Source organism: Aeromicrobium panaciterrae (genome assembly GCF_039537165.1).
In the GTDB taxonomy this organism is placed as follows: domain Bacteria; phylum Actinomycetota; class Actinomycetes; order Propionibacteriales; family Nocardioidaceae; genus Aeromicrobium; species Aeromicrobium panaciterrae.
The window spans coordinates 2,939,513-2,958,779 of record NZ_BAAAZZ010000002.1 but is presented as its reverse complement, the minus strand read 5'-3'; the positions used below and the strand labels follow the sequence as shown (position 1 = coordinate 2,958,779).

Below are 19,267 nucleotides of genomic sequence, written 5' to 3'. Positions count from 1 at the left end.
CATTGTCTCAGGGCAGTCTCTGCCGCCGTGCGGAGTGTCGGGATCTTGAGGTGACCCGATCGCGCCTACGATCACAGTGTGGGAGCCCGAAGCGAAATCGACCGCACCCCCGCACTGTTCACGGCTGCGGTCGACGAGGTGCGACATGCGACGCTGCGACCCGAGGTCGTGGTGGACGAGATGCCCGCGCCCCAACGCATCGCGCCGCACTCCTACGCGATCAGCGGTGACGTCGTCGTCGGAGACGACGAGCTCGCCACGGGTCGCTTCATCCTGTTGCACGACCCAGCCGGCAACGACGCCTGGGGCGGCACGTTCCGCTGCGTGACGTTCGCCCGCGCCGAGGTCGAGGCCGACATGGCCGCCGACCCGATGCTCGCCAGTGTCGGGTGGAGCTGGCTGACCGATGCGCTCGCCTCGCAGGGGAGCCGTCATGCCGCCGCCAGCGGGAGCGTGACGGTCGTACGCTCCGAGGGCTTCGGCGAGATGGATGCCGACGGATCCAGCGCGCAGATCGAGGTACGCGCATCGTGGACTCCCGTGGTTGACGACTCGTCGACCATGGCGACGCATGCGAGTGCCTGGACCGACCTGCTCTGCGCCATCGCGGGTCTGCCGCCGCTCGCCCCCGGTGTGATCAGGCTCCAGCGCAAGCGTGGCGTTCGTTGACCGATGCCGAGCTGTCGGAGACACCAGAGCTGACCGAACCGGTCAAGCCCGAGGCTCCCCGACTTCAGCTGCGCGACCCGCTCCCGCCGGTCGTCGACACGCCTGCCGCGCTGGCCGAGACGTGCGAGCGCATTGCCGCCGGCACGGGACCGATCGCCCTCGACGCCGAACGCGCCTCCGGCTACCGCTACTCCCAGCGCGCTTATCTCGTACAGGTTCGCCGTGAGGGTTCCGGCACGCACCTGATCGACCCGATCCCTTTCGACAACCTCGTACCCCTCGACACCGCCTTCGACGGCAACGAGTGGATCCTGCACGCCGCGACGCAAGACCTGATGTGTCTCGCCGAGGTCGGCCTCTATCCCGAGAAGCTGTTCGACACCGAGCTCGCCGGACGGCTCCTCAACCTGCCTCGTGTCGGTCTCGCCGCACTCGTCGAGCACTACCTCGGGCTGAGCCTCGCCAAGGAGTTCTCCGCCGCCGACTGGTCGACGCGACCGTTGCCTGACCCCTGGCTGGTCTACGCCGCACTCGACGTCGAGGTGCTCGTCGAGCTCCGCAACCTGATCGACGCCGAATTGGTCGAGGCCGGCAAGCGTGAGTGGGCCGCCGAGGAGTTCGAGGCGCTGCTGACGTTCCAGGGTCCGCCGGAGCGCAAGGAGCCGTGGCGTCGTACGTCCGGCATCCACAAGGCCCGCGGCCGCCGACCGTTGGCCATCGTCCGCGAGCTGTGGGAGACCCGCGACGCCATTGCCGAGAACCGCGACATCACTCCCGGCCGCATCCTGCCCGACGCATCGATCCTCGAGATCGCCGTGACGGCGCCCCAGGACCTCAACGCCCTCAAGTCGATGAAGGTCATGCGCAACCGCGGGCCGCGTCGCTTCGTCAGCGAATGGTTCGACGCCGTCGAGCGCGGCCTCGCCCTCGACGAGAAGCTCCTGCCGACCACCGGCCAGAAGGTCGACGGTCCCCCGCCGCCGCGTGCGTGGGCCGACAAGAACCCGGTCGCCGCCATACGCCTGGGGCGCACCCGCGAGGTCGTCACGGCCCTCGCCGAGCAGCACGACCTGCCGCCGGAGAACCTCATCAGCCCACAGCTCGTACGCAACCTCGCGTGGGAGCCGCCCGCCGAGCTGACGGTCGCGACGGTCTCCGACCTGCTGGCCGTGCAGGGCGCCCGCCCGTGGCAGATCGCCCTGACGGCCGAGCCGCTGACCGAAGCCCTCGACACACCCGACGAAGCGCCCGCAGAGGGCTGAGCGCCCCTCAGTGACTCCTGAGGTGCCGCACCACCGAGGTGAGGTATGCCTTAGTAGAGTGGAGTCATGCTCGCCAACTTCCTGATCGGTCTGCGTGAAGGCCTCGAGGCCTCGCTGATCGTCAGCATCCTCATCGCGTACCTCGTGAAGTCCCACCGCAGGAGCGAGATCAAGTACGTCTGGGCGGGCGTTGGCGCCGCCCTGGTCCTCGTCGTCGCCGTGTTCTCGGTGGTCACCGCCGTGTTCGACCAGCTGTCGTTCAAGGCTCAGGAGATCGTCGGCGGCACCATGTCGATCCTCGCCGCACTGCTCGTCACCTGGATGATCTTCTGGATGCGCCGTACGGCGCGGCACCTCAAGGGCGAGCTCGAGGGCGCGATGTCCCAGGCACTCGGCCCGTTCGCCCTCGCCACGGTCGCCTTCGTCACGGTGGGGCGCGAGGGCCTTGAGACGGCGGCCATCATCTGGTCGACCATCATCGGCAGCACGACGGCGCAGCCGTTCGTCGGCGCGACACTCGGCATCCTTGTCTCGACGGTCCTCGGCTTCCTCATCTATCGCGGAGCCATCCGCATCAACCTCGGCACGTTCTTCACGATCACCGGTGCGCTGCTGATCGTCGTCGCCGCCGGTGTTCTCGCATACGGCATCTTCGACCTGCAGGAGGCCCGCGTACTGCCCGGCTTCAGCGACCGGGTCTTCGACATCTCGTCGACCATCCCGCCGGACAGCTGGTACGGCACCCTGCTCAAGGGCACGATCAACTTCCAGCCTGATCCGTCATGGCTGCAGGTCATTGCCTGGGTCTGCTACATCATCCCGGTGCTGTGGCTCTATCTCCGCAAGCCCAAGCCGGCTGCGGCCAACGCCGAGCCCGAGAGCGTCGCGACCTCGTAGTTCAGGTGCGGCCGGTTACGGTTGTCGCATGAAACGAGGGGTCCTCCGATGACGGAGCGGTTCAACAAGCCGGCTCTTCCCGGCGCAGAGCTGTTCGAGGCGCAGGCCGACGGCACATCAGACCCAGCCGAGATGGCCGCGGCGGGTCACCGGATCGCCAACCTCCTCGTACGCGGTCCGCGCAACGAGGCCGACAAGGGACTCGTCGACCGGGTGCTCCACCTGGCCGATGCCGAAGGGCTCGGCGTGATCGCCGATCTCTGGTCGCACGCTGCGGCCGACACGGTCGCGGGGTCGCTGTGGCGGCTCTACCTCCTCCGTACCTGGGTCTATCGCTCGCCACAGCAGGCGGCGCGCGAGTACGCGGCGGGCAAGGCGTTTGCGCCCGTGCACGAAGTGCTCGCGGGAGTGGTCGACCCGCCGGGCCCCGATGAGGTGATGTCGCTCGTCGACACCTGCGTACGCGGTGTGGTCGGCGAAGACTTCGACGTGACGCTCGACCGGGCCGCCGCGTTCGCCCACATCGTCGGCGTCGGACGCGCACAGCTCGAGACGGGTGACCCGCACAGCGCAGCCAAGCTGGTCGACACCGCGATGCATCTGCGCCGCTGCGCCGAGCTCGAGCGCGCGGCACGCCTGCACTGATGTGGATGGACCTTGAGGGTCCGTCCGTTAGGCTTGTTGATGCGTCGGGCTGTGGTAGCCCCGGGACCTAAAATCAGCCGCTTCGAGCGGCCACGCGCCGTGAGGCGCTTCCCAGCCCGGCGCTCAGCTTGGCCCGCGACCTAGGCAAACGTCGTGTACGAGTGCGCCGGCTTCCCGATCAGCGCGAGCTCCTCGAGGTCGCCCGCTGATGGCGTCCACTCGCCTGCCGCGGCGTTGGCCGCGACCTGCTCGGGCTTGGTCGCACCGGCGATGACACTGGCCACCGCGGGCTGGGCGGCGAGCCCGCCGATGGCGAGCTCAAGGATCGAGATGTCGCGTACGGCGGCGAACGCCTCCAGCGCCTCGATGGTGTCCCAGTCGGCGGCCTCAAGCCGGTGGGGCTGCGCCGAGAGCCGCGAGCCTTCGGGAGCCTTCTGGCCACGGGCGTACTTGCCGGTGAGCAACCCGTACGCCAGCGGGAAGTACGGCAGGATGCCGACGCCGAGCTCGAGGCACGCCGGGACCAGCTCGGTCTCGGCGGTGCGGTTGTAGAGCGAGTACTCGTTCTGCGCCGTGACGAACGGCGCATACCCCTTGGTCTTCGACACCCAGTCGGCGTCGACGACCTGCCACGCCTGCAGGTTGGAGCTGCCGATCGCGCGCACCTTGCCCTCGGTGACGAGGTCGTCCAGCGCACCGAGGGTCTCCTCGATCGGCGTGCCCGGATCCGGCGTGTGGAACTGGTAGAGGTCGATGTGGTCGGTGCCGAGCCGCTTCAGGCTCGCATCGATCGCCGTGCGTACGTACGCAGCGCTCCCCCGGCGTCCACCGTCGTCGCCGTTGAGTCCCTGCAGGTCCATGCCGAACTTCGTGGCGATCACCACCTCGTCGCGGCGGCCCTTGAGCGCGTTGCCGAGGAGCGTCTCACTCTGGCCGAGCCCGTACACGTCAGCGGTGTCGAAGAACATCACCCCGTGGTCGAAGCATGCGTCGACGACAGCCGTTGTCTGGTCCTGGTCGATGCGGGTGCCGAAGGCGTTGCAGCCGATGCCGACGGTGGAGACCTTGACGTCACTGGGGCCGAGAGTACGAGTCATGGTTCCAGCGTAGGCAGCCCGCGAAGGGTGACGCCTCTTGCATCCGTCCACAGGGTCGCTGTGGGTGCTGACAACCCTGCGGCGGTTTGGATAGGTTTTTCGCATCCGATTCGGGGGGATCAATGTTGAGAGTTGTCGTTGCCGCGTCCCTGCTGGTGCTTGTCGCCGGGTGCTCATCAGATCCAGAGCCCAAGGAACCCACACCGACTGCGTCCGCGTCACCCAGCGTGACCGCGCCGACCATGCCGGCCCAGGCCAAGGAAAACACCCCAGAAGGCGCCGCTGCGTTCGTCGACCACTATATCCAAGTTCTGAACTACGCCTCTAAGACCGGGGACGTCACAGAGTTGTCGCATTTGTCAGATTCGAGCTGCTCGGGATGCCAGAAATACATCAAGCTGTACCGCGACACCTATGCAGAAGGTGGGAGCTTCAGCGGAGGCGAATGGTCACCCGGAGAAATGAAGCTGGACTTCGGCGAGCCCGAAACGTACGTGACGACCACGGTCGCGATATCGGAGAGCAAGTACACCGACAGTCACGGTGTGTCATCCATCGAGCCCGCGTCGAGTGCAAGAGTCTCGTTTGGGATTGCTGGGGACCCGTGGGTCGTGACTCAAGCCGGTTTGGGAGAGCCGAAATGAGAATCATTGTTGCCTGTTTGACGATTGTCACGATCGTCGCAACTTCAAACACGGCCAGCGCAGACGTCAAGCCCGGCCACCAAGGTCCTAACACGATTTGGGAAGCCGAGCGTGTTCAAGAACGATCCACTGTGCCTGGCAGTCACAACGTGTCTACCAAGCCGAGACCCCGGCCTCGGATGGATTGTCGGGTGGATGAGGTCGTGCTCAAGTACGGATGCCGGACGTACCTTCCCGCCGACGATGAGCCGCAGCTGACTGAGGGAGACATCCTTCGGGCCGTCCGCGAGATCGGGCTGCCGAGCCTCGAGGTGCAGATCCAGCCCGGCACCTCGACGCTGGTGAACGTGCCGACGATCTTCTACACCGAGCCCGAGGTCTTCAACCGAAGCGTGACGTTGCTGGGCTACGACATCGACCTGGTCGCGACTCCCGTGCGCTACCGGTGGCTGCACGGCGACGGCACCGCGTCCACGACGACCAGGCCCGGCAAGCCCTACCCGTCGACCGAGGTCACCCACCGCTACCGGCGACCAGCCGAGGCCGTCAATCCCCGAGTCGACGTCGTCTACCGCGTGCGCTACCGCGTCGACGGGGGTGCGTGGAGCACGATCGACCAGACGTTGACCGCCTCCGGCCCCACCGCAGCACTCGAGGTCAAGGAAGCCGCGCCGGTCCTCACCCACCCGTGACTTGCACGAGTGCGAGAATGGCCAGATGCGAATCGCTGAACACATCGTTGAGCTCATCGGCAACACCCCGCTGGTCAAGCTCACGTCCGTCACCACCGCAGGATCTGCGACGGTGGCCGCCAAGATCGAGTACCTCAACCCCGGTGGAAGCGCCAAGGACCGCATCGCGGTCAAGATGGTCGACGCCGCCGAAGCCGCCGGACTGCTGAAGCCTGGTGGCACGATCGTCGAACCGACCTCCGGCAACACCGGTGTCGGCCTCGCCCTCGTCGCCCAGCAGCGCGGCTACAAGTGCATCTTCGTGTGCCCCGACAAGGTCAGCGAGGACAAGCGCAACACCATGAAGGCCTACGGCGCCGAGGTCGTGGTGTGCCCGACCGCCGTCCCGCCCGAGCACCCCGACAGCTACTACAACGTCTCCGACCGTCTCGTACGCGAGACCGAAGGTGCCTGGAAGCCCGACCAGTACTCCAATCCCGCCGGGCCCGAGAGCCACTACGAGACCACTGGCCCCGAGATCTGGGCCGACACCGACGGCACGGTGACGCACTTCGTCGCCGGCGTCGGCACCGGCGGCACCATCACCGGCGTCGGCCGCTACCTCAAGGAGATGAACCCGGAGATCAAGGTCATCGGTGCCGACCCCGAAGGGTCGGTCTACTCCGGCGGCACCGGTCGCCCCTACCTCGTCGAAGGTGTCGGCGAGGACTTCTGGCCCAGCGCGTACGACCCGGCGATCCCGGACGAGATCATCGCCGTCTCCGACGCCGACTCGTTCGACATGACCCGACGCCTCGCCCGCGAGGAAGGACTGCTCGTCGGTGGCTCCTGCGGGATGGCCGTCGTCGCCGCACTCCAGGTCGCCGAGCGCGAGGGCCCTGACGCTGTCGTCGTCGTGCTGCTGCCCGATGGTGGCCGCGGCTACCTCTCCAAGATCTTCAATGACGACTGGATGGCGTCGTACGGGTTCCTCCGAGAGCCGCTCGATGGTCACGTCCACGAGATGACCGTCGGCGACCTGCTCCGCAGCAAGACCGGTGGTATGCCGGCGCTGGTGCACACGCACCCGTCGGAGACGATCCGCGATGCGATCGAGATCCTCCGCGAGTACAACGTCTCGCAGATGCCGGTCGTCGGCCCCGAACCGCCGGTCGTGATCGGCGAGGTCGCGGGCAGCGTCAACGAGCGCGCGCTCATCAGCGCCGTGTTCGAGGGTCGCGCCCAGCTCACCGACGCCGTCTCCGAGCACATGGAGCCGCCGCTCCCCCTGCTCGGCTCCGGCGAGAGCCTCGATGATGCGCTCAAGGCCCTCAGCGAGAGCGATGCCGTCATGGTGATCGAGGACGGCAAACCGCTAGGCGTCCTCACTCGCCACGACCTCCTCGGAGTCCACGTCTAATGAGCGAGAAGAAGAGCAAGGCCGACGAGGGTTCGACGCAGGGCTTCGCCACGCGCGCGATCCACGCGGGCTACCAGCCCAATGCAGAGAACGGCGCGGTCAACGTGCCGATCTATGCCAGCTCGACGTTCCAGCAGGACGGCGTCGGCGGTATGCGCAGCGGCTACGAGTACGCCCGCACCGGCAACCCCACCCGTACGGCGCTCGAGGGCAACCTCGCCGCGCTCGAGGGCGGTTCGTACGGTCGCGCGTTCAGCTCCGGCATGGCGGCGACCGACTGCGCTCTGCGCTCGATGTTGCGTCCCGGCGACCACCTGGTCATCCCCAACGACGCGTACGGCGGCACGTTCCGGCTGATCGACAAGGTGTTCAGCCAGTGGGGCGTGACCTACACGCCAGCTGCGGTCAACGACCTCGACGCCATCAAGGCCGCGGTCACCCCCGCCACCAAGGCGGTCTGGATCGAGACGCCGACCAACCCGCTGCTCAACGTCGGTGACATCGCGGCGATCTCCGAGATCGCCCACGTCGCGGGAGCCAAGCTCGTCGTCGACAACACCTTCGCGTCGCCTTACCTCCAGCAGCCGCTCACGCTCGGCGCCGACGTCGTGCTCCATTCGACGACGAAGTACATCGGCGGTCACTCCGACGTCGTCGGCGGCGTGCTCGTCACCGACGACGAAGAGCTCGACACCGCCTTCGCTTTCCTGCAGAACGGCGCGGGTGGCGTACCCGGTCCGTTCGACGCCTACCTCACGCTGCGCGGCGCCAAGACCCTCGCCGTACGCATGGACAAGCACTGCGACAACGCCGAGGCCATCGTCGACATGCTCGTCGGACACCCGGCGGTCAGCTCCGTGCTCTACCCCGGGCTCGACGGCCACCCCGGGCACGAGGTCGCGGCCAGGCAGATGCGGCGATTCGGCGGGATGATCTCGATCCGGCTCAAGGGTGGCAAGCAGGCCGCGCTCGACATGTGCGCCCGTGCCGAGCTGTTCACCCTCGCCGAGAGCCTGGGTGGCATCGAGTCACTCATCGAGCACCCCGGCGCCATGACGCACGCGTCGACCGCCGGCTCGCTGCTCGAGGTGCCCGACGATCTCGTACGACTCTCCGTGGGCATCGAGGACGTCGCCGACCTGATCGGCGACCTCGAGAACTCGCTCAGCTAGCGGGCACGCACAGGACCGGCCGGGTCGACAGGTGCAGCAGCTTGTGCGGCGTCGAGCCGAGCATCGCGCCCTTGATCGGGCTCTCACCCCAGTTGCCGACGACGATCACCCGCGCGTCGTGCTGGTCGGCCACCTGGAGGATCGCCTGGGCGGGCTTGGCGTCGACGATCTCGACCGAGGTGGGCACGCCCGCCTCGTCAGCAGTCTCGACCGCGTGGGCCAGCGCCTTGCGGCCGATCTCCTGGAGCGCCTCGGCGTGCGACCGGTATTCCTCGCCGACACCGCCCGGCGCGCCGGCGCCATAGACCAGCACCAGCGGCTCACCGAACGCCGCCGCCACCTCGATCGCGGCGTCCAGGGCCTTCACAGAACCGGGTGACTCGTCATATCCGAGAACGACAGCCATCTCAGGACTCCTTGCCGTGTACGAGGTCAGGATCTGCCACACCGGCCCGCTCGTCCCAGAACCGTGGGGCGACCACGCGCCAGTAGAGCATGATCAGCACGCCGGCGAGCGCGATGCCCACGCCGATCACCAGCGGCGGGCCGAGGCCGAACCACGAGACACCGCTGTAGGAGTTGTCCGGATCGGACATGTCCCGGATCGACTCGACGAGGAGCCATGCCAGCATGGTCGCGCCCACCACCGGGCCCAGCCCGATCAACAAGAAGTTCTTGATGCTCTCGGTGAGGTGGCGACGGTAGTAGATCGCGCACGCGACTCCCGTCAGCGCGTAGTAGAACGCGATCAGCAGCGACAGGGCCGTCAGCGAGTCGAACAGTGCGTTCTCGCTGATGGCGTTGACGATGAGGTACCAGCCGATCGCGATCGCGGCCACCCACCAGGTGCTCACATCTGGCGTGCGGAACCGCGGGTGGATGTGGCCGAACGTCGACGGCAGTGCGTTGCGACGCGCCATGGAGAGCGCCGTACGGGATGCGGGGATGATCGTCGTCTGCGTCGAGGCGACGGCTGACGTGGCCACCGCGAAGAACACGATCCAGTCCCAGTTGCCCAGCACCTCGTGCGCGAGCAGCGGGAAGATGAACTCTTCTTCGTCCTTGTTCTCGACCAGGAACTTCGTGCCGGCGTAGGCGACGATGGCGAACGCCACGCCGACGTAGGTGATCAGCAGGATGATGGTCGACCAGACGCCTGCCCTGCCCGGTGCCGACTCGGAGTCCTCCGTCTCCTCGGTGAGGTTGACCGCTGACTCCCAACCCCAATAGGCGAACACGCCCAGCAGCAGTCCCGACGTCAGGGCTGCTCCGCCCGCCGCAAACGGGTTGAGCCAGTCGAAGGCCGGCTTGATCGAGTCGAGCGTGCTGGTGTCGGCATAGACCTTGTAGATCGCGACGGCGGCGAAGATCAGCAAGAACACGACCTGGGCGAGGATCAGGACGTTCTGCAGCCTCGCCGAGCCCTCCGTACCGGCGACGCAGATCGCGGTCATGACGATGATCAGCAGCACGGCGAGAGGCTGCCGAACCCAGGCGTTGTCAGCCCACGAGTCCAGGCCGACTCCGCGAAGCGCGAAGCTCACACCCACATCGGCGAGCGAGCCGACGACGAGGACACCTGTCATCGTGATCGCCCAGCCGCCGAGCCAGCCGGCCCACGGACCCATCGCCCGGGTGACCCACGAGAAGGTCGTGCCGCAGTCCTGGTCGACCTTGTTGAGGTAGAAGAACGCCGAGGCGATCAGCAGCATCGGGACGAATGAGGCCAGCATGATGCCGGGTGCGTGAACTCCGGCGATCGCGACGAGCGCACCGATCACAGCCGCGATGGAGTATGCCGGCGATGTGGCGTTGAGCCCGATCACCAGCGCGTCGACGAAGCCGATCGCTCCGGCCTTGAGTCCTTCTTCGGGCTTCTCGTCCAGCTGTGTCATGCACGCGCCTTTCGCCTCGTCGTACGCACATGAAACCGTGAATCAGGCGCGACGTCCAGCAATAAGGCAGGAATCCGTCGTCAGGCGGTCTCTTCTTCATCGATCGCAACAGGGATCGAAATCTGCTCGAAATCGATCTCGGGGCGCTCGACGTCTGCGAGGACGGAGAACTCCGAGGCGGTGAGGCGGCGCGGATCAGCCTCGATCTGCTTGACCTCGCCGAGCATCTTGGCCTCGTCGATTCCGTCGAGCTTGCGTGCCGTGACGAGCACACGACCCTCGAGAGTGCCGGCGAACTCGTTGTAGGAACGCACCGTGGTCTCGATCGAGCGGCCCAGCTTGGACACGTGGTCAGACAGCTTGCCGAGGCGCTTGTAGAGCTCTCGCCCCAGGTCGACCAGCTCCTGGGCGTTGTCGGCCAGGTCTTCCTGCTTCCACGTCAGCGCAACCGTCTTGAGCGTCGCCCAGAGGTTGACCGGTGTGGCGAGCACGATGCCGCGGCTGAAGGCATACTCCAACAGGGTCGGATCGGCCTCCAGCGCGGTGTTGAGGATGGCCTCGCTGGGGATGAACGCGATGGTGTATTCGGGGCTCACCGGGAGACCGGTCCAGTATTCCTTGCCGGCCAGGGCGTCGACGTGGCCGCGTACTTGCTTGGCGTGCTGGGTCTGGAACGCCTTGCGCTCGGTCTCGCTGATGTCGTCGCGGAACGAGTCGATGAACGCGCTGAACGGCACCTTGGAGTCAATCGCCACCTGCTTGCGGCCCGGCAGCTTGATGACCATGTCGGGACGGCGCGCACCGGTGTCGGCCGTGATCGACTCCTGCATGGAGTAGTCGATGCGGTTGATCAGTCCGGCGGACTCGACCAGGGTCTTGAGCTGGAGCTCGCCGTAGGCGCCGCGCACGGAATTGTTGCGCAGTGCGGCCGACAGCGTCTCGGCAGCCATCTTGGACTGCTCGGCGCTCTGCCGGGTGGCACGGATCTGGGCGGCGAGGTCGCCGTGCTGCTCACTGCGCTGCTTCTCGAGGTCGAGGACCTTCTGCTGCATGTCCTTGAGCTGCTCGGCGACGGGTGCCAGCTTTTGCAGGACCTTGCTCTCGTTCTGCTCGGCGGCCGTACGCTTCTCGGCGTCCCTGCGGTGCCGCTCGATCATCTCGGCATATTGCGTACGCGCACCGTCGAGCTGCTCACGCAGACCGTTGGCGGTGGCACGCACCTCTGCGAGGTCTTGCTCGATCTGGGCCCGCTTGACGCCTTCCTCGTGCCGGAGCTCGGCTATGATCGTGGCGTGCCGGGCCTCGAGGACCGCGGGCTCGGAGCGCTGATCGGGCGCGTGACCGATCAGCCAGCCGACGACGAGGCCGAGCAGCAGACCGCAGACGAGCACCACAATCAGTTCCATGTGGCCAGTGTGGCAACTGGGACTGACAACTTTGCGGAGGCAGGCCGGGGCTGCCCCTCTAGGCTTGTGGACATGTCACGACGTCGCGGACTGCTGGGAGACATCTCCTGGCTCCAGCTGACCGCCAGTGTCCTGGCCGCCGTGACCGCCGCCTGGATCGCCTCACGCCTCGGGGTCGCCGGAACGCTCATCGGAGCCGCCCTCGGCAGCTTCGTGGTGACGATCAGCTCAGCGCTCTACAGCCGCACGCTCGACCACACGCGTACGTTGCTCATCCAGACCGAGTCCGGCACGGTCATCGAGCGCCAGGTCGAGGAAGGCGATGTCCGTGCAGCACTCGATGAGGCGGCCGACATCGACTCGGCCGCCCGTGGCGCGAAATTCGTCGACGACACGCCACGCCTGCATTGGAAGACGATCATCGTCACCGCGATCGTGGTGCTGTCGCTGGCGCTCGCGGCGATCTCCACGGTCGAGCTGGTCACCGGGCGGACGCTCGACGGCGACGGCGGTACGACGATAGGCGACTCGCTCGGCGGCGGCCGTGACAAGCCGAGTACGACGCCGACTCCCCCGCCGACGACCGCCACCACGACCGTGCCGACCACGCCGACCCCGACCGCGACCACCCCGACGCCGACTCCGACGCCCAGCGAGACCACGCCGACGCCGACACCCACCCAGACCACGGAATGAACGCCCGACCCGCGGTGTTGAAGCAAGGTCCCGCGAAAGGAGACACCATGACGATCTACATGACCCCCAACATCAGCGACGAGCAGATCGAGCAGATGGACGTCTTCGACGCGTTCCGCAAGGGCGAAGAGCTCCTGGAGTCCCGCTTCCCGCGTGATGCCGTACGCGTCCTGCGCAAGGTCGTCGCGGCGGAGCCCGGCAACGCCTCCGCCTGGGAGCTGATCGGCCGCGCACACTTCGCGGCGGCCCAGCTCGTGCCCGCCGAGCAGGCGTTTCGGCGGCTCATCGAGCTCGACCCGACGTACGCGTGGGCCCAGACCGCGCTCGGACTGTCGCTCGACCGGCAGAACCGACGCGACGAGGGCGCCGTGCACCACCGTCTCGCCACCGCGATGGGCATGCCCGAGCGCGGTACGACCCGCGTCCAGCTCGTCGACCAGTCGGCTGGCTGACCCCTGGACACCACGTGGGCGGCAGCGGCCCTGGCCCTTGCGCTGACCGTCGCTCCGCCCGCGTGGCGGTTCACCCGGCACCTCGTGACGCTCGTGCACGAGGCCGGCCATGCGATCGTCGCGGTGCTCACGGGTCGTCGCCTCAATGCGATCCGGCTGCACACCGACACCTCCGGGCTGACGCTGTCGACCGGACGCCCTCGCGGCCCGGGCATGATCGCGACCGCCGCGGCGGGCTACCTCGCACCGGCCGCGCTGGGCCTCGTGTCGGTGGTGCTCGTACGCGCTGACGAGACCGGCATCGCCTTGTACGTCGGTCTCGGCGTGCTGGCGCTGATGCTGGTGTTCATCCGCAACTGGTTCGGCCTGCTCGTCGTCGGCATCAGCGGCGTCGCCGTCGCTGCGCTGGTGTGGAAGGCCGATCACCGCGTGCAGGACTTCGCCGCGCTGACATTCGCGTGGTTCCTGCTGATCGCCGCTCCCCGCACGGTGCTCGACCTGTGGTCGCACCGCCGCCGCGTCCGCTCTCGTACGAGCGACGCCGACGTGCTCGCCCGGCTCACGCACCTGCCCGCCGCGGTGTGGAACCTGCTCTTCCTGCTGCTCACCGGGGGCGCGCTCGGCACCGCCGTATGGCTGGTTGGATAGTCAGGTGTTCACGGTCGGCAAGGAGCTCGAGGGCGCCCTCGGACGTACCGGCACGATCACCACGCCGCACGGCGAGATCCGCACCCCGGCGTTCATCCCGGTCGGCACCCGCGCCACGGTCAAGGGAGTGCTGCCCGAGTCGATGGCCGAGCTCGGCGCCCAGGCGCTGCTGGCGAACGCCTACCACCTCTATCTGCAGCCCGGCGCCGACATCATCGACGAGGCGGGCGGTCTCGGCGCGTTCATGAACTGGCCCGGTCCGACGTTCACCGACTCGGGCGGTTTCCAGGTGCTGTCGCTCGGTGCCGGGTTCAAGAAGACGCTGTCGATGGATGCCACCGGAGTCGAGGCCGACGACGTCATCGCGCCCGGCAAGGACCGGCTCGCCAAGGTCGACGACGACGGTGTCACGTTCAAGTCGCACGTCGATGGCACCAGGCACCGGTTCACCCCTGAGGTGTCGATGCAGATCCAGCACCAGCTCGGCGCCGACATCATGTTCGCGTTCGACGAGCTCACGACGCTGATGAACACCCGGGGCTACCAGGAGCAGTCGATCGCCCGTACGCAGGCGTGGGCCGAGCGCTGCGTCACCGAGCACGAGCGCCTCACCGAGTCACGCGCAGGCAAGCCCCACCAGGCGCTGTTCGGGGTGGTGCAGGGCGCGCAGCACGAGGACCTCCGCCGTACGGCCGCCCGCGGCCTGGTGGCGCTCGGCTTCGACGGGTTCGGGGTCGGCGGTGCAATCGAGAAGGAGCGGCTCGGCACGATCGTCAGCTGGGTCAACGAGGAGCTGCCGGTCGACAAGCCGCGCCACCTGCTCGGCATCGGCGAGCCCGACGACCTGTTCACCGGGGTCGAGGCCGGATGTGACACGTTCGACTGCGTCAACCCGTCCCGCGTCGCACGGTCCGGCCGCGTCTACACCCCGACGGGGCACTTCAACCTCACGTGGGCCGCCTCGAAGCGTGAGTTCATCCCGATCGACGACGACTGCGACTGCTACACCTGCACGCACTACACGCGCGCGTACCTCCACCACCTCATCAAGACCCGCGAGATGGCAGGCTCGACGCTGGCGACGATCCACAATGAACGGTTCATCGTCAGGCTCGTCGACCAGATGCGCGACGCGATCGACGACGGCACCTTCAAGGACTTCAAGGCCGACTGGCTGGCCAGGTTCTACACGTAGTCGCTCGCCAGGGAGCGGAGCGAGCGTGAGGCGGGCCTCACTGGCGCGCAATCTAGGCCCAGTAGGACGCTTCGCGGTCCTTGAGGAAGCGGATGACGACCATCGTCAGCGGCATGACGAGCAGCTCGACGGCGCACTTGAAGATGAAGCCGACGACGAAGTAGTTGACGAAGTCGCCACCGGTCGAGATGCCGATCGCCGACGCGGCGATGGCGCAGAAGATGAACGTGTCAGCCGCCTCGCCGACGCCGGTCGAACCGGCGAGCCGGCGCCACAGCCCGGGCTCGGCGGTGCGGGCCTTCATGCGGACCAGCACGTACGAGTTGAGGAACTGACCCACGACGTACGCGACCAACGATGCCGCGACGATCTGCACGCCGGACCAGACGACACTCTCGAACGCCTCCTGGTTCTCGTAGAACGACGCACTCGGCAGCTGGATGACGACCAGGAAGGTGGCAAACGCCATCAGAGCCGTGCCGAAGCCGACGATGATCGCGCGCCGAGCCGCGCGCAGCCCGTACACCTCGGAGATGACGTCGCCGATGATGTAGGCCAGCGGGAACAGCACCGCGCCGCCGTCGGAGAAGACCGGGATGACCTGTACCGGACCGATCGACACGTCACCGGAGAAGAACTGCGTGCCCTTGGTCGCGGCGATGTTGGACACGACCAGCACGACGCAGAACACCGCAAGGAGGATGTCGAAGTATGACGATCCCCGTGAGGCGTAGTGGATCTCGGCTTCAGGTTTTGGTGAGGTTGCCTGTGAACTCATGGGTCCATCGTGCCAGTCACCGTGCCGATGGGAGAATTGCGACATGAGCGCCTTGCCCACCCGTACCGACGTGCTCGTCGTCGGTGCTGGGCCCGCAGGCGCAGCCGCCGCCGCGTGGACCTCCCGCTTCGGCATGGAGACAGTTCTCGCCGACGCGGCGACGTTCCCGCGCGACAAGACCTGCGGCGACGGGCTCACGCCGCGCGCCATCGCCGAGATGGAACGCCTGGGCCTGGGTGAATGGGTACGCAGCCACGGCACCAACCGCGGACTCCGCGCCGCCGGCTTCGGCCAGGAGCTGCTGCTCCCCTGGCCCGGCGGATCGCTGCCCGACTACGGTTCGGCCGTCCCGCGTACCGAGCTCGACGACAAGATCTTCCGCGTCGCCGTCGAGGCTGGTGCCACCCCGTTCGAGGGCGCCCGTGCTGTCGACGCCGAGCGCGATGCCAGCGGCAAGGTCATCTCGGTGACGTTTCACCTCGGCAAGGACAAGACTCCCCACACGATCGCCTGCGACCGGTTGATCGTCGCTGACGGCGTACGTTCACCGCTCGGCCGCGTCCTGGGCCGCGAGTGGCATCGCGACACCGCGTACGGAGTCGCGGGCCGCTCGTACGTGAAGTCGGGGCGCAGCGACGATCCGTGGATCTCGTCGCACCTCGAGCTGCGTGGCGAGGAGGGCGAGCTGCTCCCGGGATATGGCTGGATCTTCCCGCTCTCGGACGGCGAGGTGAACCTCGGCGTCGGCGCGCTCGCGACCTCCAAGAGGCCCGCTGACCTGCAGATCCGCCCGCTGATGGAGTACTACGCCACGCTCCGCCGTGAGGAGTGGGACCTCAGCGGTGAGCTCCGTATGCCGACCAGCGCGCTGCTGCCGATGGGCGGCGCCGTGTCCGGCGTTGCGGGTCCCAACTGGATCCTCATCGGCGATGCGGCCGGCTGCGTCAACCCGCTCAACGGCGAGGGCATCGACTACGGCATGGAGACCGGCCGTGTCGGCGCTGAGCTGATGAGGGCACAGACCGACGTCCAGGACGCCTGGCCCGCGCTGCTGACGCACCACTACGGCGAGGCGTTCTCGATCGCCCGCCGCCTGGCCGGCCTCATCACGGTGCCGCACCTGCTGCCGACTGCTGGCCCGATCGGCATGCGCTCGCACACCTTGATGACGTTCGCATTGCGCGTCATGGGCAACTTCGTCACCGACGAGGACCGCGACTTCACGGCCCGCCTCTGGCGCTGGGCCGGCCGCCAGTCCGTACGCCTCGACAACCGTCCGCCCTTCACGTCCTGACACCCGCGCCGTCCGAAGCGTGAGCGGTGACTTGGCGTCCACCTGACCCCTTTCGGTGGACGCCAACTCACCGCTCCAACGTCGAGGCAATGACGAAAGGCCCGACCGGAGTCGGGCCTTTCGTTCGGTGCTGAAGAGGTCACGCCGCAGGCGGGGTGTCCTTCTTGTTGATCTCCGGGATCTCCTCGCCGGACTCCTTGAACAACAGAGCCGTGAAGACGGTGAACACGATGGCGAGGATGGACAGGACCCAACCCGACCAACCCATGCCGGCGTCGACCGCTGCGCTCGGGATGCCGTCCGGGGCGCCGAACGTCAGGCCCTTGAGCACGATGATGACGGTGCCGAGCGCTGCCGCGGCAAACGTGACGAGATTCCACGGGACGCCCGCGGGGAGGGTGTCCTTCGCGAAGATGCGGATCGCGACCAGTGCCAGTGCGGCGATGAGAAGGAGCGACCCCAGGGTGCTCCAACCATCCCAGGCGTTGTGCCCGGCTGACGAGCTGATGCTCGAGACCTTGACGCTGACGGTGATGTAGGAACCGATGAAGGTGAAGATCACGGCGAGCGCGCCCGAGATCAGGGCTCCTTGATCGTTCTTGCCCAAAGACTTGAAGTCCACGGCCATGTGTTTTTCTCCCAACGATGAAGTTTGACGCTTTGAATCTAGACCTCAAACGCGCCTCCGGACAGACATTTCACGCGGTAATTACCTAGCGCGTCGCCCGTCCCGCATGCTGGTACTGCCCGCGCGTAGGACACAATCTCGGGCATGGATGCAGATGTGATCGTCGTCGGGGCCGGGCTGGCCGGGCTGGTTGCCACCGCGGAGCTCGTCGAGGCGGGCCGCAAGGTGATCGTGGTCGACCAGGAGGGCGAGCAGGGCATCGGCGGTCAGGCGTTCTGGTCGTTCGGCGGATTGTTCTTCGTCGACTCCCCGCAGCAGCGCCGCATGGGCATCAAGGACTCCGTCGAGCTGGCGATGCAGGACTGGATGGGCAGCGCACAGTTCGACCGCGACGAGGACAAGTGGCCGCGCCTGTGGGCCGAGGCGTACGTCAACTTCGCCGCGGGTGAGAAGCGCTCGTGGCTCAAGGAGCGTGGCCACAGCGTGTTCCCCGTCGTCGGCTGGGCCGAGCGCGGCGGAGGACTCGCCGGCGGTCACGGCAACTCCGTCCCCCGCTTCCACATCACGTGGGGCACCGGCCCCGGCATCGTCGAGCCGTTCGAAAAGATCGTCCGCGAGGGCCACGAGAACGGTCTCGTGCAGTTCGCGTTCCGCCACCAGGTCGACGAGCTGATCGTCGCCGACGGCGCCGTCACAGGCGTACGTGGCTCGGTGCTCGAGCCCGACAACGCGGAACGAGCAGCACCCACATCCCGTACGTCGATCGGCGAGTTCACGCTGAGCGCCCAGGCGGTGATCGTCACGTCGGGTGGCATCGGCGGCAACCACGAGCTCGTACGCAAGAACTGGCCCGACCGCCTCGGCACCCCGCCGAAGCACATGATCTCCGGCGTCCCCGCGCACGTCGACGGCCGCATGCTGGAGATCGCCGAGAGGGCCGGCGCGAGCCACATCAACCGCGACCGTATGTGGCACTACGTCGAGGGCATCAAGAACTGGGACCCGATCTGGCCCATGCACGGCATCCGCATCCTGCCCGGACCGTCGTCGATCTGGCTCGACGGTGGCGGGCAGCGCCTGCCAATCCCGGGACTGCCGGGCTTCGACACCCTTGGCACGCTCAAGCTGCTGCGGCAGAGCGGACACGATCACTCGTGGTTCGTGCTCAGCCAGGCGATCATCGAGAAGGAGTTCGCCCTCTCCGGCCAGGAGCAGAATCCCGATCTCACTGGCAAGAGCGTCAGGACGCTGCTCAAGGAGCGACTCTCCAAGGGAGCCACGAGCCCGGTCGAGGCGTTCAAGGACAAGGGCGAGGACTTCGTCGTCGCCGACACGATCGAGGGGCTCGTCGCCGGCATGAACGAGCTGACGCCCGAGGCGCCGCTCGACCTTGACGACGTACGCCGCCAGGTCACCGAGCGCGACCGCGAGCTCGACAACGAGTTCACCAAGGACCTGCAGATCGCCGCAATGCGCCAGGCGCGGGCGTACCGCGGGGACAAGCTGATCCGCGTGGCGACGCCGCACAAGATCCTCGACCCCAAGAAGGGCCCGCTGATCGCCGTACGACTGCACGTGCTGACCCGCAAGTCGCTGGGCGGCCTCGAGACCAACCTCGACTCCGCCGTGATCGGCACGGACGGTTCACCCGTCGACGGCCTGTATGCCGCGGGCGAGGTCGCCGGCTTCGGAGGCGGTGGCGTACACGGCTACAACTCGCTGGAGGGCACGTTCCTCGGCGGTTGCATCTTCAGCGGCCGCGCCGCCGGCCGAGCAGCCGCCAAGCAGACGGCCTAAG

General features: G+C 67.4%; 20 protein-coding genes. 14 read left to right on the top strand and 6 right to left on the bottom strand.

Annotated elements, in window-relative coordinates:
• The first annotated feature begins 78 nt into the window (after positions 1 to 78).
• The 4 genes from ABD683_RS15405 to ABD683_RS15390 all read left to right on the top strand — a co-directional run bounded on the left by ABD683_RS15405 (position 79) and on the right by ABD683_RS15390 (position 3,473).
• Complete coding sequence (locus tag ABD683_RS15405) at positions 79 to 669, top strand: DUF3000 domain-containing protein (protein WP_344770954.1); 591 nt, start codon at positions 79 to 81, stop codon at positions 667 to 669.
• The gene (locus ABD683_RS15400) at positions 666 to 1,931 is read left to right on the top strand and encodes a ribonuclease D (protein ID WP_344770953.1); all 1,266 of its coding nucleotides are present in this window, start codon (positions 666 to 668) and stop codon (positions 1,929 to 1,931) included. Before ABD683_RS15405 ends, ABD683_RS15400 begins: the two co-directional genes overlap by 4 nt.
• A 66-nt stretch (positions 1,932 to 1,997) precedes the next feature.
• Positions 1,998 to 2,828, top strand: coding sequence for an iron uptake transporter permease EfeU (efeU, locus tag ABD683_RS15395; RefSeq protein WP_344770952.1), 831 nt, complete (start codon positions 1,998 to 2,000; stop codon positions 2,826 to 2,828).
• 48 nt (positions 2,829 to 2,876) lie between these two features.
• Positions 2,877 to 3,473: a hypothetical protein gene (locus tag ABD683_RS15390; protein WP_344770951.1), complete on the top strand. Its 597-nt coding sequence runs from the start codon at positions 2,877 to 2,879 to the stop codon at positions 3,471 to 3,473.
• A gap of 140 nt (positions 3,474 to 3,613) precedes the next feature.
• Here the strand turns inward: ABD683_RS15390 and ABD683_RS15385 are convergent, their stop codons facing one another.
• A complete protein-coding gene (locus ABD683_RS15385) occupies positions 3,614 to 4,570 on the bottom strand; it encodes an aldo/keto reductase (protein WP_344770950.1) in 957 nt (318 codons plus the stop codon).
• 227 nt (positions 4,571 to 4,797) lie between these two features.
• Between ABD683_RS15385 and ABD683_RS15380 the strand changes: the two genes are divergently transcribed.
• The 4 genes from ABD683_RS15380 to ABD683_RS15365 all read left to right on the top strand — a co-directional run bounded on the left by ABD683_RS15380 (position 4,798) and on the right by ABD683_RS15365 (position 8,477).
• Complete coding sequence (locus tag ABD683_RS15380; RefSeq protein ID WP_344770949.1) at positions 4,798 to 5,214, top strand: DUF6318 family protein; 417 nt, start codon at positions 4,798 to 4,800, stop codon at positions 5,212 to 5,214.
• 191 nt (positions 5,215 to 5,405) lie between these two features.
• Complete coding sequence (locus ABD683_RS15375; RefSeq protein ID WP_344770948.1) at positions 5,406 to 5,906, top strand: hypothetical protein; 501 nt, start codon at positions 5,406 to 5,408, stop codon at positions 5,904 to 5,906.
• A 25-nt stretch (positions 5,907 to 5,931) separates the two neighbouring features.
• Positions 5,932 to 7,305 carry a cystathionine beta-synthase gene (locus tag ABD683_RS15370; protein ID WP_344770947.1) on the top strand — a complete coding sequence of 458 codons (1,374 nt, stop codon included), beginning with the start codon at positions 5,932 to 5,934 and terminating at the stop codon, positions 7,303 to 7,305.
• Positions 7,305 to 8,477, top strand: a complete 1,173-nt coding sequence (locus tag ABD683_RS15365; RefSeq protein WP_344770946.1) for a cystathionine gamma-synthase — start codon at positions 7,305 to 7,307, stop codon at positions 8,475 to 8,477. The genes ABD683_RS15370 and ABD683_RS15365 overlap by 1 nt, the downstream gene beginning before the upstream one ends.
• On the opposite strand, the gene ABD683_RS15360 is transcribed toward ABD683_RS15365, so the two are convergent.
• From ABD683_RS15360 to ABD683_RS15350, 3 genes are all read right to left on the bottom strand, one after another.
• A complete protein-coding gene (locus ABD683_RS15360) occupies positions 8,470 to 8,883 on the bottom strand; it encodes a universal stress protein (protein ID WP_344770945.1) in 414 nt (137 codons plus the stop codon). The genes ABD683_RS15365 and ABD683_RS15360 overlap by 8 nt on opposite strands.
• Position 8,884: 1 nt before the next feature.
• Positions 8,885 to 10,372 carry an APC family permease gene (locus ABD683_RS15355; protein WP_344770944.1) on the bottom strand — a complete coding sequence of 496 codons (1,488 nt, stop codon included), beginning with the start codon at positions 10,370 to 10,372 and terminating at the stop codon, positions 8,885 to 8,887.
• A gap of 80 nt (positions 10,373 to 10,452) precedes the next feature.
• Positions 10,453 to 11,778: a DNA recombination protein RmuC gene (locus ABD683_RS15350; protein WP_344770943.1), complete on the bottom strand. Its 1,326-nt coding sequence runs from the start codon at positions 11,776 to 11,778 to the stop codon at positions 10,453 to 10,455.
• A gap of 72 nt (positions 11,779 to 11,850) precedes the next feature.
• Between ABD683_RS15350 and ABD683_RS15345 the strand changes: the two genes are divergently transcribed.
• Genes ABD683_RS15345 through tgt form a run of 4 tightly spaced genes read left to right on the top strand, consistent with a single transcriptional unit; the run spans position 11,851 to position 14,769 of the window.
• Positions 11,851 to 12,474, top strand: a complete 624-nt coding sequence (locus ABD683_RS15345; protein ID WP_344770942.1) for a hypothetical protein — start codon at positions 11,851 to 11,853, stop codon at positions 12,472 to 12,474.
• Positions 12,475 to 12,521: 47 nt separating this feature from the next.
• Entirely contained in the window at positions 12,522 to 12,926 is a 405-nt protein-coding gene (locus tag ABD683_RS15340; protein WP_344770941.1) for a tetratricopeptide repeat protein, read from the top strand.
• A 3-nt stretch (positions 12,927 to 12,929) separates the two neighbouring features.
• Positions 12,930 to 13,574: a M50 family metallopeptidase gene (locus ABD683_RS15335; protein ID WP_344771613.1), complete on the top strand. Its 645-nt coding sequence runs from the start codon at positions 12,930 to 12,932 to the stop codon at positions 13,572 to 13,574.
• 4 nt (positions 13,575 to 13,578) lie between these two features.
• Entirely contained in the window at positions 13,579 to 14,769 is a 1,191-nt protein-coding gene (gene tgt / locus ABD683_RS15330; protein ID WP_344770940.1) for a tRNA guanosine(34) transglycosylase Tgt, read from the top strand.
• Positions 14,770 to 14,821: 52 nt separating this feature from the next.
• On the opposite strand, the gene ABD683_RS15325 is transcribed toward tgt, so the two are convergent.
• Positions 14,822 to 15,547 carry a queuosine precursor transporter gene (locus tag ABD683_RS15325; RefSeq protein WP_344770939.1) on the bottom strand — a complete coding sequence of 242 codons (726 nt, stop codon included), beginning with the start codon at positions 15,545 to 15,547 and terminating at the stop codon, positions 14,822 to 14,824.
• Between the two features lie 43 nt (positions 15,548 to 15,590).
• Between ABD683_RS15325 and ABD683_RS15320 the strand changes: the two genes are divergently transcribed.
• A complete protein-coding gene (locus ABD683_RS15320; RefSeq protein WP_344770938.1) occupies positions 15,591 to 16,841 on the top strand; it encodes a geranylgeranyl reductase family protein in 1,251 nt (416 codons plus the stop codon).
• A gap of 139 nt (positions 16,842 to 16,980) precedes the next feature.
• Here ABD683_RS15320 and ABD683_RS15315 read toward each other — a convergent pair whose 3' ends face one another.
• Positions 16,981 to 17,469 (bottom strand): hypothetical protein, encoded by a 489-nt coding sequence (locus ABD683_RS15315; RefSeq protein ID WP_344770937.1) that lies wholly within the window; start codon positions 17,467 to 17,469, stop codon positions 16,981 to 16,983.
• Positions 17,470 to 17,613: 144 nt separating this feature from the next.
• Here ABD683_RS15315 and ABD683_RS15310 point away from each other — a divergent pair, with 144 nt between their 5' ends.
• Positions 17,614 to 19,266 (top strand): FAD-binding dehydrogenase, encoded by a 1,653-nt coding sequence (locus ABD683_RS15310; RefSeq protein ID WP_344770936.1) that lies wholly within the window; start codon positions 17,614 to 17,616, stop codon positions 19,264 to 19,266.
• The last annotated feature ends 1 nt before the right edge of the window (position 19,267 follow it).